General features: G+C 73.0%; 14 protein-coding genes and 1 pseudogene. 7 read left to right on the top strand and 8 right to left on the bottom strand.

Translation table 11 applies throughout. The features are described 5' to 3' along the window. Positions 1–2: 2 nt before the first annotated feature. Positions 3–470 (bottom strand): annotated as a pseudogene (locus AB0J55_RS26880) (dihydrodipicolinate synthase family protein); the annotation flags it as partial. 115 nt (positions 471–585) lie between these two features. On the opposite strand from AB0J55_RS26880, the gene AB0J55_RS26875 reads away from it, so the two are divergent. Next, positions 586–1,482, top strand: coding sequence for a LysR family transcriptional regulator (locus AB0J55_RS26875; RefSeq protein ID WP_364253975.1), 897 nt, complete (start codon positions 586–588; stop codon positions 1,480–1,482). 54 nt (positions 1,483–1,536) lie between these two features. Here the strand turns inward: AB0J55_RS26875 and AB0J55_RS26870 are convergent, their stop codons facing one another. The 7 genes from AB0J55_RS26870 to AB0J55_RS26840 form a co-directional block, all read right to left on the bottom strand. After that, positions 1,537–1,881, bottom strand: a complete 345-nt coding sequence (locus AB0J55_RS26870; RefSeq protein ID WP_364253972.1) for an STAS domain-containing protein — start codon at positions 1,879–1,881, stop codon at positions 1,537–1,539. After that, positions 1,878–3,113: a SpoIIE family protein phosphatase gene (locus tag AB0J55_RS26865; protein ID WP_364253970.1), complete on the bottom strand. Its 1,236-nt coding sequence runs from the start codon at positions 3,111–3,113 to the stop codon at positions 1,878–1,880. Before AB0J55_RS26865 ends, AB0J55_RS26870 begins: the two co-directional genes overlap by 4 nt. Then, positions 3,113–3,913, bottom strand: a complete 801-nt coding sequence (locus AB0J55_RS26860) for an alpha/beta hydrolase (RefSeq protein ID WP_364253967.1) — start codon at positions 3,911–3,913, stop codon at positions 3,113–3,115. The genes AB0J55_RS26865 and AB0J55_RS26860 overlap by 1 nt, the downstream gene beginning before the upstream one ends. 20 nt (positions 3,914–3,933) lie before the next feature. After that, entirely contained in the window at positions 3,934–4,302 is a 369-nt protein-coding gene (locus tag AB0J55_RS26855) for an STAS domain-containing protein (RefSeq protein WP_364253964.1), read from the bottom strand. Between the two features lie 288 nt (positions 4,303–4,590). After that, positions 4,591–5,544, bottom strand: a complete 954-nt coding sequence (locus tag AB0J55_RS26850; protein ID WP_364253961.1) for a hypothetical protein — start codon at positions 5,542–5,544, stop codon at positions 4,591–4,593. Positions 5,545–5,633: 89 nt separating this feature from the next. Then, a complete protein-coding gene (locus AB0J55_RS26845) occupies positions 5,634–6,638 on the bottom strand; it encodes a GDSL-type esterase/lipase family protein (RefSeq protein ID WP_364253958.1) in 1,005 nt (334 codons plus the stop codon). Further along, positions 6,635–9,373, bottom strand: coding sequence for a hypothetical protein (locus tag AB0J55_RS26840; RefSeq protein ID WP_364253955.1), 2,739 nt, complete (start codon positions 9,371–9,373; stop codon positions 6,635–6,637). The genes AB0J55_RS26845 and AB0J55_RS26840 overlap by 4 nt, the downstream gene beginning before the upstream one ends. 261 nt (positions 9,374–9,634) lie before the next feature. On the opposite strand from AB0J55_RS26840, the gene AB0J55_RS26835 reads away from it, so the two are divergent. From AB0J55_RS26835 to AB0J55_RS26810, 6 genes are all read left to right on the top strand, one after another. After that, positions 9,635–10,921: an extracellular solute-binding protein gene (locus AB0J55_RS26835; protein ID WP_364253952.1), complete on the top strand. Its 1,287-nt coding sequence runs from the start codon at positions 9,635–9,637 to the stop codon at positions 10,919–10,921. A gap of 11 nt (positions 10,922–10,932) precedes the next feature. Continuing rightward, positions 10,933–11,874, top strand: a complete 942-nt coding sequence (locus tag AB0J55_RS26830) for a sugar ABC transporter permease (protein ID WP_364253949.1) — start codon at positions 10,933–10,935, stop codon at positions 11,872–11,874. After that, positions 11,871–12,701, top strand: coding sequence for a carbohydrate ABC transporter permease (locus AB0J55_RS26825; protein WP_364253947.1), 831 nt, complete (start codon positions 11,871–11,873; stop codon positions 12,699–12,701). Before AB0J55_RS26830 ends, AB0J55_RS26825 begins: the two co-directional genes overlap by 4 nt. Further along, a complete protein-coding gene (locus AB0J55_RS26820) occupies positions 12,698–13,240 on the top strand; it encodes a hypothetical protein (protein ID WP_364253944.1) in 543 nt (180 codons plus the stop codon). Before AB0J55_RS26825 ends, AB0J55_RS26820 begins: the two co-directional genes overlap by 4 nt. Beyond that, positions 13,237–14,265 (top strand): LacI family DNA-binding transcriptional regulator, encoded by a 1,029-nt coding sequence (locus AB0J55_RS26815; protein WP_364253941.1) that lies wholly within the window; start codon positions 13,237–13,239, stop codon positions 14,263–14,265. Before AB0J55_RS26820 ends, AB0J55_RS26815 begins: the two co-directional genes overlap by 4 nt. Positions 14,266–14,443: 178 nt before the next feature. Continuing rightward, positions 14,444–16,720 carry a cellulase family glycosylhydrolase gene (locus tag AB0J55_RS26810; protein ID WP_364253938.1) on the top strand — a complete coding sequence of 759 codons (2,277 nt, stop codon included), beginning with the start codon at positions 14,444–14,446 and terminating at the stop codon, positions 16,718–16,720. Positions 16,721–16,883: the final 163 nt, after the last annotated feature.

Here is a 16,883-nt window from a genome sequence, read left to right as displayed (position 1 = left end):
TCGAACAGGTCGCCCTTGGCGTCCTTGACCGCCCGGATCCGCGGGTGGCCGGCCAGCTCGATCAGCGTCGGCGGCGCCAGCGCGACGCCGGTCCGCGCGGGGACGTCGTAGAGCATCACCGGCAGCTCGGTGGCGTCCGCGACGGCCACGCAGTGGGCGAGCACGCCGTCCTGCGTCGGGCGGGAGTAGTAGGGGCAGACGAGCAGCAGCGCGTCCGCGCCGGCCGCCTCGGCTTGGCGGGCCCGGCGGATGCTGGCGGCGGTGTCGTAGGTGCCGACCCCGGCGATCACCCGCGCGCGGGTGCCGACCCGGGCCACGACGTCCCGGACGAGGCCGGCGGCTTCGGCGTCGGAAAGGGTGGGGGACTCGCCGGTGGTCCCGCCGACGACGAGGCCGTCACAGCCGGTGGCCAGGAGGTGGTCGACGAGCCGGGCGAGGCCGGTTTCGCAGAGCCCGCCGCCGGGCTGCATGGGGGTCACCATCGCGACGAGGTTGGCGCCGAATGCGGTCATGGTCCGACCTTGCCCGGGGTGGATCGATGCGGTCCAGTGATGCTTTTTCGCCGATACTGCGTAGCCTGGCTTCATGATCGAGGTGGGCGCCCTGCGCGCGTTGCGCTCGGTGGCCGCGCTCGGGACGCTGGCGCGGGCGGCCGAAGAACTCGGCTTCACCGCGTCCGCGGTGTCGCAGCAGATCAAGCGGCTGGAACGCCAGGTCGGGGTGCCGGTGCTCGCGCCCGCGGGCCGCGGGGTGGTGCTGACCCCGGCCGGGCAGGCGATCGTGGATTCGGCGCCCGAGGTGTTCCAGGCGCTGGAGCGCTGCGCCGAAGCCGCCAGATCGGTCTCGGCGGGCGCCCCGCGCGGAACGCTGCGCGTGGCGGCCTTCTCGACGGCCATCCGCGGCCTGCTCGCGCCCGTCGTGGCCCGGCTGGCGTACCCGCAGCTGCGGGTGGAGCTCACCGAGCAGGACCCCGCCGAGGCCCTGCACAGCGTCGGCGCGGGCACGGCGGACCTGGCCCTGATCCACGACGCGGACGGGCTGCCGCCCGCGCCGCTGCCCCCGTCGCTGGCGCAGCGGCGGGTGCACACGGACGTCGGCGACGTGGTGATGAGCCGCACGCACCCGCTGGCGTCCGGGCCGCTGGGCCAAGCCGAGCTGGCCGCGCACGCGTGGGTGACCAGCCCGCCGGGAACGGTGTGCCACCAGTGGTTCCGCCGGCTGTTCGCGGGCGCAGCGCACGAGCCGGACGTGCGCCACCTGGTCGACGACTTCGCGACGCAGGTGTCGTTGGTGGCGTCGGGACAGGTGGTCGCGCTGATCCCGAGACTGGCGCGGCCGCCGTTGGGCGAGGACGTGATCGCGCGAACGTTGGGGCGGCCGCCGGAGCGGGAGGTGCACGCGGTGTGGCGGCGGAGTGCGGAGGCGAGCCCGGCGATCCGGGCGGTGCTGGCCGAGCTGGGGCCGGCGGGTGCTCGCGGGTGAGCTCGCGTTCCGGTGCCGGCCGAGCTGGGGCCGCCCGGCCGGCCTTCGGGATCGTCAGTCTTTGACGGCGTCTTCGGCGCTCGCGTAGGTCGGGAAGAAGTCCGCGAGGCCGATCAGCGCGAACGTCCGGGCGAGCCGGGCGGGGACGGCGGCCAGTGCGACCCGGGCGCCGGCCGCTTCGGCGAGGTTGCGGGCCGCGATGAGCGCGGAAATGCCGCTGGAGTCGCAGAACGTCACCCCGGCCAGGTCCACCACCAGCAGCTGCCCGCTCCCCAGCGCGAGGGTGCCTGCCGCGGCGCGGAGGCGGGGAGCCGTGGCCACGTCGAGTTCGCCTCCGACGGTGACGACCGGCCCGGCCGCCGTCGTGCGGGTGGTCACCGAGAACGGGATGCCGGTCACGTTCGATCGCCTCCGGGAAGCGGGATGCCCAACGCCAGCAGGGCGGTGTCGTCCTCGACGCCGTCGCCGAAGCCGGCGAGCAGGTCGGTGACCGCGCCGACCACCGCGGACGCGGTGGCCGGCGCCAGGCCGGTCAGGTGGGCCTGCAGCTGCTCTTCGCTGTAGCGGACGCGGCCGTGCGCGCGGGCTTCGGTCAGCCCGTCGGTGTAGAGCAGCAAGGTGTCACCCGGTTCCAGGAGAACGTCCACGGTGGTGAACCGCGCGTGGGCGAACGCGCCGACCAGCTGGCCGCCCGGGGCGTCCAGGAACCGGGGCGAGCCGTCGGCGCGGATCAGCAGGGGCGGCGGATGGCCGCCGGTGGCGAGGGTGACCGCCGCGCCGTCGTCGCGGCGCTCGATGTGCCCGTGGACGACGGTGCAGTAGCGCGGGTCCGCGCCGCGGTATTCGTGGTGGAGCACGGTGTTGAGGCGGTCCAGCACGGTGACCGGGTCCGGATCGGACACCGCGGCCGCGCGCAGCGTGTAGCGCGCCAGCGACGTCACCACGGCCGCGGCGGCCCCCTTCCCGGACACGTCGCCGAGGAAGAACCCCCAGCGGCCGCCGGTCAGCGGGAACAGGTCGTAGAAGTCGCCGCCGACCTCGTCGGCGGACGCCGGGTGGTAGTACGCCGCGACTTCCAGGCCGGGCACCTCCGGCAGGGCCGGCGGCAGCAGGGTCTGCTGCAGCGTGCGCGCCAGCCGCTGCACCCGGTCGCGTTCGCGCTCGGCCTCTTCCCGCGCCCGCAGCAGTTCCTGCTCGTAGGCCCGCCGGTCACGCGCGTCGAAGATCGTGGTCCGGATCAGCTGGGCCTGGCCGTCGGTGCCGGTCTTGACCGTCGAGGTCACCAGCACCGGCAGCCGTGTCCCGTCCGCCGCCTTCAGCTCGAACGCGACGCCGCCGAGCTCGCCCTGCATGCGCAGCAGCGGCGCGAAGTGCGTCTCGTGGTAGATCCGGCCGCCGACGGTCAGCAGGTCGGCGAACCGGAGCCGGCCGACCACCTCGTCGCGTTCGCGGCCGAGCCAGCCGAGCAGGGTCGCGTTGATCTTCGCGATCGTGCCGTCCAGCAACGTCGAGAGGTATCCGCAGGGCGCGTGCTCGTAGAGGTCTTCCGCGCTGTCCTCCAGGAGTGCGGAGAACGCCGGGCCGGCGCTCTCGCGGTGACCGGGGCCTGCCTGGTCCCCGGCCTCGCACATCACGGCCCGCTCACGAACGCCGTGATCGCGGCGGCCGTCGCCTCCGGCGCGCTGAGCTGCGGGCAGTGCCCGGTCGCGGCCAGCGTGACCAGGGTGCTGTCCTTGATCTGCTCGTGCGTGAACCGCCCCACCTCCGGCGGCGCGATGGCGTCGTTCGCGCACTCGAGGATCAGCGTCGGGACGGTCACTTCGGCCAGGTCCGCCCGGTTGTCGGACAGGAACGTCACCCGGGCGAACACCCGCGCGATCGCGGGATCGGTGCGGCAGAAGCTGTTCGTCAGCTCCTCGCCGAGTTCCGGGCGGTCCGGGTTGCCCATGATCACCGGCGCCATCGTCGCCGACCAGCCGAGGTAGTTCGACTCGAGCGCGGCGAGCAGTTCGTCGATGTCGGCGCGGCTGAACCCGCCCCGGTAGCCTTCGTCGTCGACGTAGCACGGCGACGGGGTGAGCAGCACCAGCTTCGCGAACCGGTCCGGCTCGCGGTTGGCGGCCAGCACGGCGATCATCGCGCTGACCGAGTGGCCCACCAGCACGACGTCACGCAGGTCCAGTTCGCGGCAGATCGCCAAGACGTCGTCCGCGTAGCCGTCGAGGCTGCCGTAGCGCTCGGGGGTCCAGGCCGTCAGGTCCGAACGCCCGGCGCCGGTGTGGTCGAACAGCACGAGCCGGTACCGCGCCGCGAGGTCCGGGACGACCAGGCGCCACAGGTTCTGGTCACAGCCGAAGCCGTGGGCGAGCAGCACGGTCGTGCCGTCTTCCCGGCCGGTGACGGTCACGTTGTTCCTGCTGCGCATGCTCATCGGGACATCCTGCCCCGTGGTCAGCCGGCGAGCGCGTCGGCCCGGGTGGTGGCGACGGCCAGCGCGTCGTGCAGGCCGGTCAGCCCGAGGGTGCGGTGGACGATGCCGCTCTCGGGCGCGACGACCCGGACCCGGGTGCCGGGGCCGGCCGTGCGGCGGGCTTCGACCAGGACCGTGATGCCGATGGAAGCGAGGAAGGACACTTCGGACAGATCGATCACCAGCAGCGGCGGGGAGCCGGCGAGGGCGGTGGCGATCTCGTCACTGAGCACGGGCGCGCTGAGCAGGTCGAGCTCGCCCGCCACGGCCAGCACGACCGCGTCGCCGCTCGGGTGCGCCGTCACGCGCAGGAGATCCTGGGGCTGGATCCGGGGGCCGTCAGCCGTCACGATGCCTCCTGCTCAGCTCGGACGACCGCGATGCCATGCCGGCTCCTTTCTCCTGCCAGTCCTCTGCGGGTCGGTGGTACCCGGGACGTCCGGCGGTCAAACATCGCTTCATGACCCGAATGGGCGCCGCCCCGACGGCCCGGTGGGGCCGCCCCGACGGCCCGACCGTGGCGACCCGCTGCTCGTCGAGGAACCCACTGATCTCCGCCGCCGACATCACGATCTGCTCGCGTTGCTTCAGGGCCGGCGGCGCCCTGGCCACGGTCACCGTCGAGGGCGCTGAGGGGTTCAGCTCAGGGGTCGCGACCGGTACCGGGCGATCCGTTCCGGCAGCGTGCCGAGCACCGGGTCCCCCTGATGCCCGAGGAGCAGCCGTTCGAGGGGGGCCAGCCGGTCCTTCGGCCGGACCGAGGCGACCGTGCCGGCCAGGTCGATGGCCTCGGTGCCGATGCGGGCCGCCTCGTCGAGGTTGCCGTGGCCCGCGTGGTTCTGGGCCAGCATGATCAACGTCAGGGAACGGCTGCGGGCCATGTCCGGGCCGTACCGGGCCGCCGCGGTCGTCAGCTCGGTGATCGCGCGGCCGCGGTGGCCGCCCGCCAGTTCCGTCAGCACCGTGCCGCGCATTGCGGCCATGTCCGTCTCCGCGAAGAACGCCTCCCACGGGCGCGGGTCGGACCCCGCCGCGTCGGCGAACGCCGTCTCGGCCGCCGCCAGCCCGCTCAGGGCCGCGTGCTCGTCGCCGCCCATGGCGCACGCCCAGGCTTCGTTGACCGCCAGGATGGCCGTCGCCCGGCGGGAGGCCGAGCGATGGGCCGCCGCGCGGCCGTGGGCGAACTCGGCCAGCGCGCCCGGGACGTCGTGGTGGTGCAGGTGGACGCGGCCGAGCCGGTAGCGGATGTTCGCCACCAGGCTGTCGTTGCCCGCCTCGGCCGCCAGCCCGAGCGCGCGTTCGAAGCGGCGGCGGGCCGGGACCGGGTGGCCGGTGTCGAACTCCGTCCAGCCCAGCAGGTTGTGCACGTCGGCGAGGACCGTGTGCAGCCTCGCCCGCAACCGGTCCGGCACCGTGCCCCAGTGCAGCAGCAGGCTCGCCGTCTTGACCACCCGGACGGCGTCGCGGCAGAACCCGCCGCCCTGGCGGTAATCCAGCGCGCGCAGGACACCGACCGCCGCTTCCAGTTCCGCGACGTCGGCGGATTCGATGCTGATCGGAAGAGGACCGCTTTCACCCGTCATCGTCACCATGACCTCACCTCGCGCAGCACGCACGCATGGCCGGTTGCCGGCGCCCGGGAAATACCCAGGACGGGTTCGGCGGAAACGGTCGTCACCCGTCAGGGGCGGAGGAACCGCGCGAGCGGCAACCGGGCCTGCGCCATCGCCTGCACGACGAGGGCGGCGAACCGCTCGGCGCCGTACCGGCTCAGGTGGGTCGCGTCGTCGACGCCGTCGTGCGCGAGCGTCAGGTACAGCGGCCAGGATGCGGCCTCGCCCAGGCTTTCCAGCAGGGCCTGGCTGCGCGCGGTCAGGTCGAGCAACGGGATCCGCTGCTGCCGGGCGACATCCCGGATGACCGCGGGCAGGTCGACGCCCAGGTTGTTGACCACCAGGCCGAGCGGCGTCAGCTTCCCGTCCGCGCCGAACCGGTGCCGCACCGGGGGTGTGACGAGCACCGGCGCCCCGCCCCGCGCGCGGACACCGCCGACCAGCGTCGCGAGGTTGGCCCGGTAGTCGGCTTCGGTCGTCTGCTTGTCGTTGTGCGCCAGCTGGATCAGCGCCGTGTCGCCGGGCCGGATCATCGGCTGCACGCGGGCGAAGTAGCGCGGGTCCGCGAGGTAGCTGACTGTGCTCACGCCGGATTGGGCGTAGTTCCGCACGCTCGGCCCGGCGCGGAAGTACTCCGGCAACGCCTGGGCCCAGCCGTTCTTCGGCAGATCCGGCCAGTCCGCGGCGGTGGAGTCGCTGATGACGAAAACCCTGGGGGCCTTCGGTTTCGGCGTCACGGCGATCCGGGCCGGCCGCGGCGCCGGCCCGGTGAGCCGCACCTGCAGGCCGGGTGTGCCCGGCCCGTTCTCCCCGCTCGGCATGCCTTCCGGCGTGCGCACCTCGACCGTCACCGAGCGGTGGACGTACTCGCCCGGCCGGGTGGCTACCGGGGCGAGCGCGATCCGGCGCGCTTCCACGTCGAGGCCGGTCTGCCCGGTCAGGAGCGCCTCGATCTCGTAGTCGCCCGCCGGCACGTCGAACGAGCACGAGCCGGCGCACACGGTCCAGTGCGGGGACGCGGCGGCCGGGACTCCGCCGAGGACGAGGGCGGCGACCACGGCGAGGACCTTCACGGCGCCTCCCCCGGGGCGATGGCGAGCAGGGCGATGACGGCCAGGTTCCGCTGGGCGAAGTCGTTGGTGGCGAACGTGGCGAAATCGCCGGCCGGGTTCGTCGTGGTGCGGGTGGGGATCTCCGTCACCGGGCTCGCCACGGCGGGGCCGGTGACGCGTTCCGCGGGCGGCCACGGCTTCCCCGCGGGGTCGCTGGTGAACTGGTCCCAGCCGCGCCGGCGCAGGCTCGCGTCGCCGAGCTGCTCGCCCGCCCAGGCCGTGACGCGGGAGTAGATCGTCTTGAACAGCCCCGGGTTGAAGTCGCGGCCGTACCGGGCGATCTTCTCGGCCGCCGGGGCCTGGGCGTAGCGGGCGAAGTCCAGGTAGGTGCGGCGGAACTCGGGGACGTCGACCAGATCGAGGGTCTCCCAGAGGAACTGCTCGCCGAGGAAGGCCATCGAGAGGTTGTAGCCGCCGTCGAAGTCGCCCTTCTCCAGGTTCACCAGGTGGCCGGTCGCCGGGTCGAAGCCGACCGCGCCGCCGGCCTCGCCGGTGAACAGCCCGGCGGGGAACGTGGCGATGTCCCGCAGGCCGGTGACGATCCGGTCGCGCCAGCGGACGTCGCCGGTGCGTTCCCATTCCGTCAGCCAGTTGCCGGCCAGCGCGTACCAGTCCGGTCCGATGCGGACGCGGGCCGGCGCCTTCGTCTGTGGCGGCAGGACTTCGCGCAGCGGGTCGACCGTCCGCAGGGTTTCGTCGGCCTGCAGCGAGGACCGGATCAGCTCGCCCAGCAGCTCGTCGGCGGTGAGGTAGTAGGAGAACCGCTTGGTGAACGACTCGCCGACGCGCGCTTCCTTGGCGCCGTCACCCCAGTGCACGACGGCGTGGCGCGAGCCGAGCCCGGCGAACCGGCCGCTGTGGTGGGTGTCCACTTCGGACACGTGCTGGGTCATGGCGTGCGCCAGCCGGAACGCCCGGGGATCGCCGGACCGCAGGAAGGCGTACCAGAGCAGGGCGTCCGTGCCGAGTTCGGCGTTGTCCCAGGCGTACCCGCCGACGTCGTACCGCCACTCGTGGCGGTCCGCGTCGTAGGTGTGCATGACGTCGCCGTAGTGCCAGAAGCCGTACCACTCGCGCTCGTCGACCTGATCGGCGTAGAAGCCGATTTCGCGGGCGATCCCGTCTTCGAGGGCCGCGCGGGCGGGCGTGCTGCGGTCGGGCAGGCTCCAGCGGCCGAACACCCCGGCCGCGTGGTAGGTGGCCGGGTCCGTGACCAGCTGCGGCGGCGCGGTCAACGTGGCCGAGAGCGCGGCGATCGTGTCGCGGGACGGCGTGGCCGCCGTCGCCCACAGCCGCAGCTCGGTCGAGCGCACCATGCCCTGCGGCGTCGCGAAGCCCTCTTGGACGTCCTCATAGGACAGATCGAGCCCGTGGGCGACCGTGTCGTAGGTGCGCAGGTCCATCGCGGGCGCCAGCGGGGAATACGACCAGAGCGTGACCGAGGCCGTGTCCGTGGCGGCGCCGCGGACGTCCAGCGAACGCGGGGCGCGCTGCCAGAAGTCGCGCAGGCCGAAGCCCAGCCCGCCGACGGGACTACCGACGTAGCCGAAGCCGGACGCGCGGTCCCCGCGGCCCGCGTGCTTGAGCCAGCTGCCCGCGGCGCTGGTGCGTTTCCACACGGCGAAGTGGCGCGCGGACTCCTGGAACAGCGTGAAGTCGTTCCACAGCGCCAGGTTCCGGTAACCGTCCCGCACCTGCTGACCCCATTCCGCGACCGGCGGGGTGGCGGTGCCGTCGGTCTGGGCCTTGCGGACCGCCGCGCCGGGGTCGCGGCGCAGGCCGGTGAGCACCCGGACGGGCTCGCCCCAGACCCCGCCGGCGGCCGTGCCGAAGCGGACGTGCCGGTTGTGCGGCTCGTCGGTCAGCGGGACCGAGAACCGCAGGCCGAGGCCGCGGACGAAGTCGTGGTTTTCGTCGGCGTCCCAGCGGAAACTGTGCACGATCCGGACCGAATCGTCGCCGGCGCCGAGGTACACCCGCAGGGTCCAGGGGAGGATCGCGCGGGTGCCGCGGCCGCGGTCACGCCGGTACCGGCCGGTCAGCTTGACCACCGCGCGCACCGGGCCCGGCTGTTCGACTTCGGCGCGTTCGACGATGCCCGCCCAGTCTTCCCGGCGGGGGGCCCGGGTTTCGTCGTCGGGCTGGTCCTGCAGCTGCAGCACGAGCTCGCCGTCGCGGGCGACGACCCGGCCGCCCCGGGACAGCGACGGCACGGCGACGGCGCCGGTGGTGGCCAGCTTCAGCTCGACGGTTCCGTTGGCCAGCACGATTTCGCGCGGCGACCGGCGCACGGTGACCGGAACCGGTGGCGGCGCCGGCGCGCCGGGCGCCACCGCGAACGCGTCCGCGGTGGCGGACGACGTCACGGCGTGCCCGGTCCACTTGACCGAGCCGTCCGGCCAGTACGCGAGCGGCCACGACTGCACCGGGACCGCGGTGCCGTCGACGGCGTGCAGGGCGAGCGGGACGTTCCGGGCCAGCGTGCCCCGCGGCCACGGGACGCCGAACGCGCAGCCGGTCGTGGCGGCGGGCCTGCCGTCCAGCCAGTGCAGGCGCACCTCGCCCCCGGCCGTCGCCGGGGTGGCCGCGGTGGCCGGCGTGGCCGTCGCCGAGGTGACGGCCGTGGCCGCCAGCGCGGACACGCCGCCGAGGAAGACTCGTCTGGACAGGGGGAACTGAGGGGACTGCGGGGACATCGTCGGCCTCCGGTCAGCTCGCTGTGAACCGATTCAAACCAGACCCCGCGGAGGTTGTCAACCTCGGCGACCCGATCAGTCCAGTCGTTGAGTAAGCGCTTTCTCGAAGCGGTGATCAAACGCTGCTGCGTCCGGCGGAATCATTCGACGCATTCGAACCAGACAGCGCTTTCTTCGAAATCCTTGCTGGTTGACGCCGCGAGTGAGCGGCGCTTACCGTGCTTGAACCGATTCAAGGCTGAATTCGGGAAGGGAAATCCGATGAACGGACGGTTCGGGGTGCGCGCGGGCCTCGCGGCGGTCGTGGCGGTCACGCTCGCGGGGCTGGTCACGGGGTGCGGTGGTGGCGGCGACGCGGCGGGGAGCACGACGATCCGCTTCGTGTGGTGGGGCAACGAAGACCGCGCCAAGGTCACCAAGGCCGCCGTGGACCTGTTCATGAAGGACAATCCGGGCATCACGGTCCAGACGGAGTACGCCGCCTACGACGCGTACTTCCAGAAGCTCTCCACCCAGGTCGCCGGGGGCGCGTCGCCCGACCTGGTCCAGCTGGACCGCGCGACGCTCGGCGAGTACCAGCACCGGCACGTGCTCGAGGACCTGAGCCCGTACGTGGGCAAGACGGTCGACGTCACCGGGATCGCGCCCGCGCTGCTGGCCGGCGGCAAGATCGACGGCAGGCAGTACGCCGTGCCCGGCGGCCAGACCACGCAGATGCTGGCCTACGACCCCGCGGTGTTCGCCAAGGCCGGCGTCGAACCGCCGTCCGGGCCCGGCCGGAGCTGGACCTGGGCGCAGTTCGGCGAGGGCCTGCGCAAGGTGGCCGCGACCGGGGTGGCCGGCACGACCGACTTCGGCTGGGCGATCGACTGGTTCGAGGTCTGGCTCCACCAGCACGGCAAGCAGCTCTACACCGGCGACGGCAAGCTCGGGTTCACCGCCGCCGACCTGACGGCGTTCTGGACGCTGACCGGCGACCTGCGGGCGGCCAAGGCCGTCACAGCGCCCGAGGTCACCACGAAGATGGACGGCTCCATGCCGAACTCCGGCCTGGTCACCAAACACGCCGGGTCCGAAGTCAACTACGACTCCAGCCTCAGCGCCTACCTCTCCAGCTACGGCCCCGGGGTCAAGGCCGCGCCGCTGCCGACGGACGGACCGACGTCCGGGATGGCCGCGATGCCGCCGGTCACCTTCGCCGTCGCGCAGCGCTCGGCGCACAAGGAGGCGGCGGCCAAACTGCTGAGTTTCCTGGTCAACGACCCGGGCGCGGGGAAGTTGCTGGGCGTCGCCCGCGGGCTGCCGCCGAACACCGCGATCCGCGAGCAGGTCTGCGGCGCCGCCCAGGCCGCCACGAAGGCGGTGTGCGACTACGAAAAGTCGGTCGCCGACCGGATCGGCCCGGCGACCGGCCTGTGGCCCACCGGGTCCGCGGCAGTCAAGCGCGACTTCCAGCGCGGGTACGACGACGTGATCTTCGGCCGGGTGAGCGTCGCCGACGGGGCCGTCCGCGTGGTGCAGACCGCACAGCAGTCGCTCGGGTCCTGACGGAGGAACGGATGACGCAAGCTGTGCTGGACCGTCCGGTGGCGCGAAAACAGGCTGCACCCGGCCGTCGCCGGACCGGGCAGGGCGTGGGCTACCTGTTCCTGTCGCCGTGGCTGCTCGGCGTGCTGGTGCTGACGATCGGCCCGATGCTCGCCTCGCTGTACCTGTCGTTCACCGACTACGACCTGTTCGACGCGCCGCACTGGGTCGGCCTCGACAACTACGTCACGATGTTCACCCGCGACGACCGGTTCTGGCACGCCGCCGGCGTCACCGCGCGGTACGTCGGGCTCTCGGTGCCGCTCAAGCTCGGGCTGGCGCTGGTCGTGGCCATGCTGCTGAACCGCGCCCGCCGCGGCGCCGGGCTGTACCGCTCGGCGTTCTACGCGCCCTCGCTGCTCGGCGCGAGCGTGAGCCTCGCCCTGGTGTGGCGGGCGATGTTCGCCACCGGCGGCACGGCGGACCGCGTGCTGGCGGCGTTCGGCCTCGGCACGGGTGGCTGGGTCGACCGGCCGCAGTTCGCGCTGCTGGCCGTGATCGCGCTGGCGGTGTGGCAGTTCGGCGCGCCGATGGTCATCTTCCTGGCCGGGCTCAAGCAGATCCCGAAGGAGCTGTACGAGGCGGCGGAGCTCGACGGCGCGGGCGCGCTCCGCCGCTTCCGGTCGGTGACGCTGCCGATGCTGTCCCCGGTGCTGCTGTTCAACCTGGTGCTGGAGACCATCCACGCCTTCCAGTCGTTCACCGGCGCGTTCGTGGTCAGCAGTGGCCGCGGCGGGCCGGGCGATGCGACGCTGCTCTACACGCTCTACCTCTACCAGCGGGGCTTCACCGACTTCCGGATGGGGTTCGCCTCGGCGATGGCCTGGGTGCTGCTGGTGGTCGTCGGCGTGCTCACCGCACTGCTGTTCCGCGGCTCGCGGCGGTGGGTGTTCTACGCGGGGGAGGGGCGATGATCCGCCGGTCGTGGGCGTGGCACCTGCTGATGGTGCTGGTCCTGGTGGTGCTGCTGTACCCGGTCGGCTGGCTGGTCTCGGCGTCGTTCAAGCCCGCGGAGGAGGTGCTGTCGGGACTGTCGCTGCTGCCGTCCCACCCCACCGGCGGCAACTACACGCAGGTGTTCGGCGGGGTGGCCGGGTACAGCGTCTGGCACTACTTCGCGAACTCGCTGGTCATCTCGGTCGGCGCGGTGATCGGCAACGTCGTGTCGTGCTCCTCGGCGGCCTACGCGTTCGCCCGGCTGCACTTCCGCGGCCGGGGGCCGATGTTCGGGTTCCTCCTCTCGACCATCATGCTGCCGCAGCACGTCGTGCTCATCCCGCAGTACGTGATCTTCCAGAAGCTCGGGCTGGTCAACACGTTCTGGCCGCTCGTCCTGCCGAAGTTCCTGGCCACCGACGCCTTCTTCGTGTTCCTGATGGTTCAGTTCATCCGCACCCTGCCCGGGGAACTGGACGAGGCCGCGACGATCGACGGCTGCGGGCCGGTGCGGACCTTCCGGTACGTGATCGCGCCCCTGCTGCGCCCGGCGCTGATCACCACCGCCATCTTCACGTTCATCTGGACCTGGAACGACTTCTTCGCGCAGCTGATCTACCTCAACGACCCGGCCCGGTTCACGCTGCCGTTGGCGTTGCAGATCTTCGTCGACCAGACGAGCCAGTCGGCGTTCGGCCCGATGTTCGCCATGTCGGTGCTCGCGCTGCTGCCGATCGGGCTGTTCTTCTTCGCCTTCCAGCGTTACCTGGTCGAGGGCGTGGCGACGTCGGGCCTGAAAGGATGAAGACCCGCTCGCTCGCCCTGCTGGCCGAGGTCCTGTTCGTGGGCCTGCTGGTCTGCCTCGGATCGGTGTTCGTCGTGACGGCGCTGGCCGCGGCGGCGGCCGGTTCCGTCCTGCTCACCGAGGTGGCCGCGGACGGCCGGACACCGTCCGTGCGCCGGTTCGGCCGGCTGCTCCGCGCGGCCCTCGCCCACCCGGTGGCCGTCCTGGCCCCGGCCGGGCTGGCGCTGGTCGGCGGGGCCGACGTCGTCGCGGTGCTGGGCGGGCTGCCCGGCGGCCGGGTCTTCGGGGCCGTCCTCGGGGTGGTGCTCGCCGCGCTGCTGGCGGCGGGGCTGCGGGGCGCGGCGGCCTGGCGGCCGGGCCGGTGCTGGCCCGGGGTGCTGGCGGCGGCCGGGCGGGAGACGGTCCTGGACTGGCGGGGCAGCCTCGGGCTGGGCACCGCGATCGTCGTCGTGGCCGTCGTCGTGGGGCAGGCGCCGGCTTTCGCCGTCGTCGCACCGGGGCTCCTGGTGCTGGCCGCCGTCGCGGTGGTCGTCCGGTGAAGGCGCCGATCGGCATCCGCGACGTCGCGCTCCGGGCCGGGGTGTCGGTCGGCACGGTGTCGAACGTGCTCAACCGGCCCGGCGTGGTCGCCGCCGCCACCCGCGAGCGGGTCCTCGCCGCCATCGACGCGCTGGGGTACGTCCGCAACGAGCCGGCACGCCAGCTGCGCTCCGGCACCGCCCGCACGATCGGCCTGGTCGTGCTGGACGTCGGCAACCCGTTCTTCACCGACGTGGCCCGCGGCGTCGAAGAAGCGGCGAGCGAGGCCGGGCACGCGGTGATCCTCTGCAACAGCGGTGAGTCGGCGGCCAGGGAACGCGGGCACGTCGAGCTGCTGGCCGCCCAGCGGGTGCACGGCGTGCTGATCACGCCGGTGCGGTCCGGGCCGGCGTCGGTGCGGTGGCTGCGGGACCGGGGGATCTCGGTGGTCCTGCTCGACCACCCCACGGCCGAAGCGGACCTCTGCTCGGTCGCGGTGGACGACCGCCACGGCGGCGAGCTCGCGGTCACCCACCTGCTGGCCGAGGGCTGCGAGCGGATCGTGGTGGTCACCGGCCCGCCCGGCATCCACCAGTCGGCCGAACGCCTCCGCGGCGCCCGCGACGCGGTCCGCCTGGCCGGGCGGGCCCCGGACGTGCTCGAGGTGCTCCCCGCGCCGGCCCTCAACGTGGCGTGCGGCCTGCGGGCCGGCGAGCAGCTGCTGGCCAGGGCGGTGCGGCCGGACGCCGTCTTCTGCGCGAACGACCTGCTGGCGCTGGGCCTGCTGCAGGCCACGGTCCGGGCGGGCGTGCGGGTCCCGGACGACCTGGCGATCGCCGGCTACGACGACATCGACTTCGCGGCGGCGGCCGCGGTGCCGCTGACCTCGGTCCGCCAGCCCCGCCACGAGCTCGGCCGGGCGGCCGCGGCGCTGGTCATCGCCGAATCGCAGGCCCCGGGCGCGCACGAGCACCGGCAGGTGGTGTTCACGCCGGAGCTGGTGGTCCGGGAGTCCAGCCGCCGGCCGCGCTCGTCCGTCTGGTGAGGACGTTTTCGCCGCCGCGCGGAAAACGCTTTCTCAAACGCCGGGCGCGCAGCTTAACGGTTAAGCAGGTTGACCGGTTTCTGTCTCGCCGCCGGTGTTCCGGGCGGGTCGCGCGTGTTACCGTGGGAGCGCTCCCAGTGTGGAACTTTCCTGTCGAGTGTGCTCCAGGAGGTCGGTAATGAACTGGCGATTCTTCCGCGCGCTCGTGGCCGGCCTGCTGCTGGCCGCCTGCGCCGTCGTGGCGCCGTCCGGACCCGCCGCGGCCCGGGCGGCCGCGCCGGCGCGGGTCATGGCGCTCGGTGACTCCATCACCGGTTCGCCCGGCTGCTGGCGGGCGTTGCTGTGGAAGCACCTGCAGGACACCGGCCACACCGACGTCGACTTCGTCGGCACCCTCCCGGCCCAGGGCTGCGGGTTCCCCTACGACGGCGACAACGAGGGCCACGGCGGGTTCCTGGCGACCGGGATCGTCCGCGACAACCAGCTGCCCGGCTGGCTGTCGGCCACGCACCCGGACATCGTCCTGATGCACCTGGGCACCAACGACGTGTGGAACAACATCCCGGCGAGCACGATCCTGGACGCCTTCACGACGTTGCTCGGCCAGATGCGGGCCGCCAACCCGGCGACCAAGCTGATCGTCGCCAAGATCATCCCGATGAACCCGGCCAACTGCGCGGCCTGCGGCCAGCGCGTGGTCGACCTGGACAACGCGATCCCCGGCTGGGCGCAGGCGCATTCGACGGCCGCGTCCCCGATCACCGTCGTCGACCAGTGGACCGGGTTCGACACCGCGGCGGACACCGGTGACGGCGTGCACCCCAACAGCACCACCGGCATCCAGAAGCTGGAGAGCCGCTGGTACCCCGCCCTGGTGGCGGCGCTGGGCCCGGGCACGCCGGCCGCGACCGGCCTGCACGTCGACGGCACCCGGATCCTCGAAGCCAACGGCTCGCCGTTCGTGATGCGCGGGGTGAACCACGCTTATGTCTGGTACCCGAGCCAGAACCGCGCCTTCGCCGACATCAAGTCCTTCGGCACCAACACGGTCCGGGTCGTCCTCGGCAGCGGGCAGCGGTGGGGGCCGACGCCGGCCGCCGAGGTGACCGGCGTCATCGGGCAGTGCAAGCAGAACCGGCTGATCTGCGTCCTGGAGGTGCACGACACCACCGGGTACGGCGAACAGAGCGGCGCCGCCACCCTCGACCAGGCGGCGAGCTACTGGATCAGCGTGGCCAGTGCGCTCCAGGGCCAGGAGAACTACGTCGCGATCAACCTGGGCAACGAGCCGTTCGGCAACGACCAGCAGGTGAGCGCGACCTGGGCGACCGCGACCGGCAACGCGATCAAGCGGCTGCGGGCCGCCGGGCTGCAGCACCTGCTGCTGGCCGACGCGCCGATGTGGGGCCAGGACTGGCAGAACATCATGCGGGACAACGCGGCCACGGTGTTCAACGCCGACCCGCAGCACAACACCGTCTTCTCCATCCACATGTACGGCGTCTACGACACCGCGGCCGAAATCAACGCGTACTTCGACGCCTTCCGCACCGCCGGGCTGCCCCTGGTCGTCGGCGAGTTCGGGGGCATGCACACCGACGGCAACCCGGACGAGGACACGATCATGGCCCAGGCGCAGGCCCGCGGCCTCGGGTACCTCGGCTGGTCGTGGAGCGGCAACAGCAGCGAGGTTGCCTACCTCGACATGACGAACAACTTCGACCCGGCGAGCCTGACGCCGTGGGGCGACCGCTTCCTCAACGGCGCCAACGGGATCCGGCAGACGTCGAAGGAAGCCACCGTCTACGGCGGCGGTCCGGCCGACACCCGGGCGCCGTCCGTGCCGGGCACGCCGGTCGTGTCCGGGGTGACGTCCGGCGGCGTCACGCTGAGCTGGGCCGCGTCGACCGACGATGTCGGCGTCACCGGCTACGACGTCCTCCGGGCCCCGGGGGCGAGCGGCGGCACGTTCGCCGTGGTCGGGTCGGCCGCGACGACGTCGTTCACCGACAGCGGGCTGGCCGCCTCGAGCACGTACCGGTACCAGATGCGGGCCAGGGACGCCGCCGGGAACACCTCGGCCGCCTCCGGCGTCGCGACGGCGACGACGAGCGCGGGCGGCGGCAGCGGCGCGTGCAAGGTGGCCTACTCGGCGTCGAACTGGGGCGGCGGCAACGGGTTCACCGCCAACGTCACCATCACGAACACGGGCACGAGCGCGGTCAACGGCTGGACACTGGCGTTCACCTTCGCCGGCGGCCAGCAGGTGACGCTGCCCGGCTGGGGCGCCACCTTCGCCCAGTCCGGCGCCGCCGTCACCGCGAAGAACCTGAGCTGGAACGGCACGCTGGCGCCGAACGCTTCGACCGGCATCGGCTTCAACGGCACGTTCAGCGGCACCAACCCCGCGCCGCCGGCGTTCACGCTCAACGGAAGCACCTGCTCGGCCGGCTGAGAAACCATCACCCGGGACAAAGGAGTCCTCATGCCCCCAGGCAGCGGGCGGTCGTGCTCGCCGGTCCGGCCGCGGTCACCCCGGTTCCCGCACCGGCGGTGGCCGCGGCCGCCCAGAAAGCGCTTCCTCCCCCGTCGTCCAAGGCATCCGTGAGCTGAACCTC

It is taken from the genome of Amycolatopsis sp. NPDC049688, assembly GCF_040674975.1.
Taxonomy (GTDB): domain Bacteria; phylum Actinomycetota; class Actinomycetes; order Mycobacteriales; family Pseudonocardiaceae; genus Amycolatopsis.
Note: the sequence above shows the minus strand (reverse complement) of the source record. Positions and strands in the feature narration are given on the sequence as shown.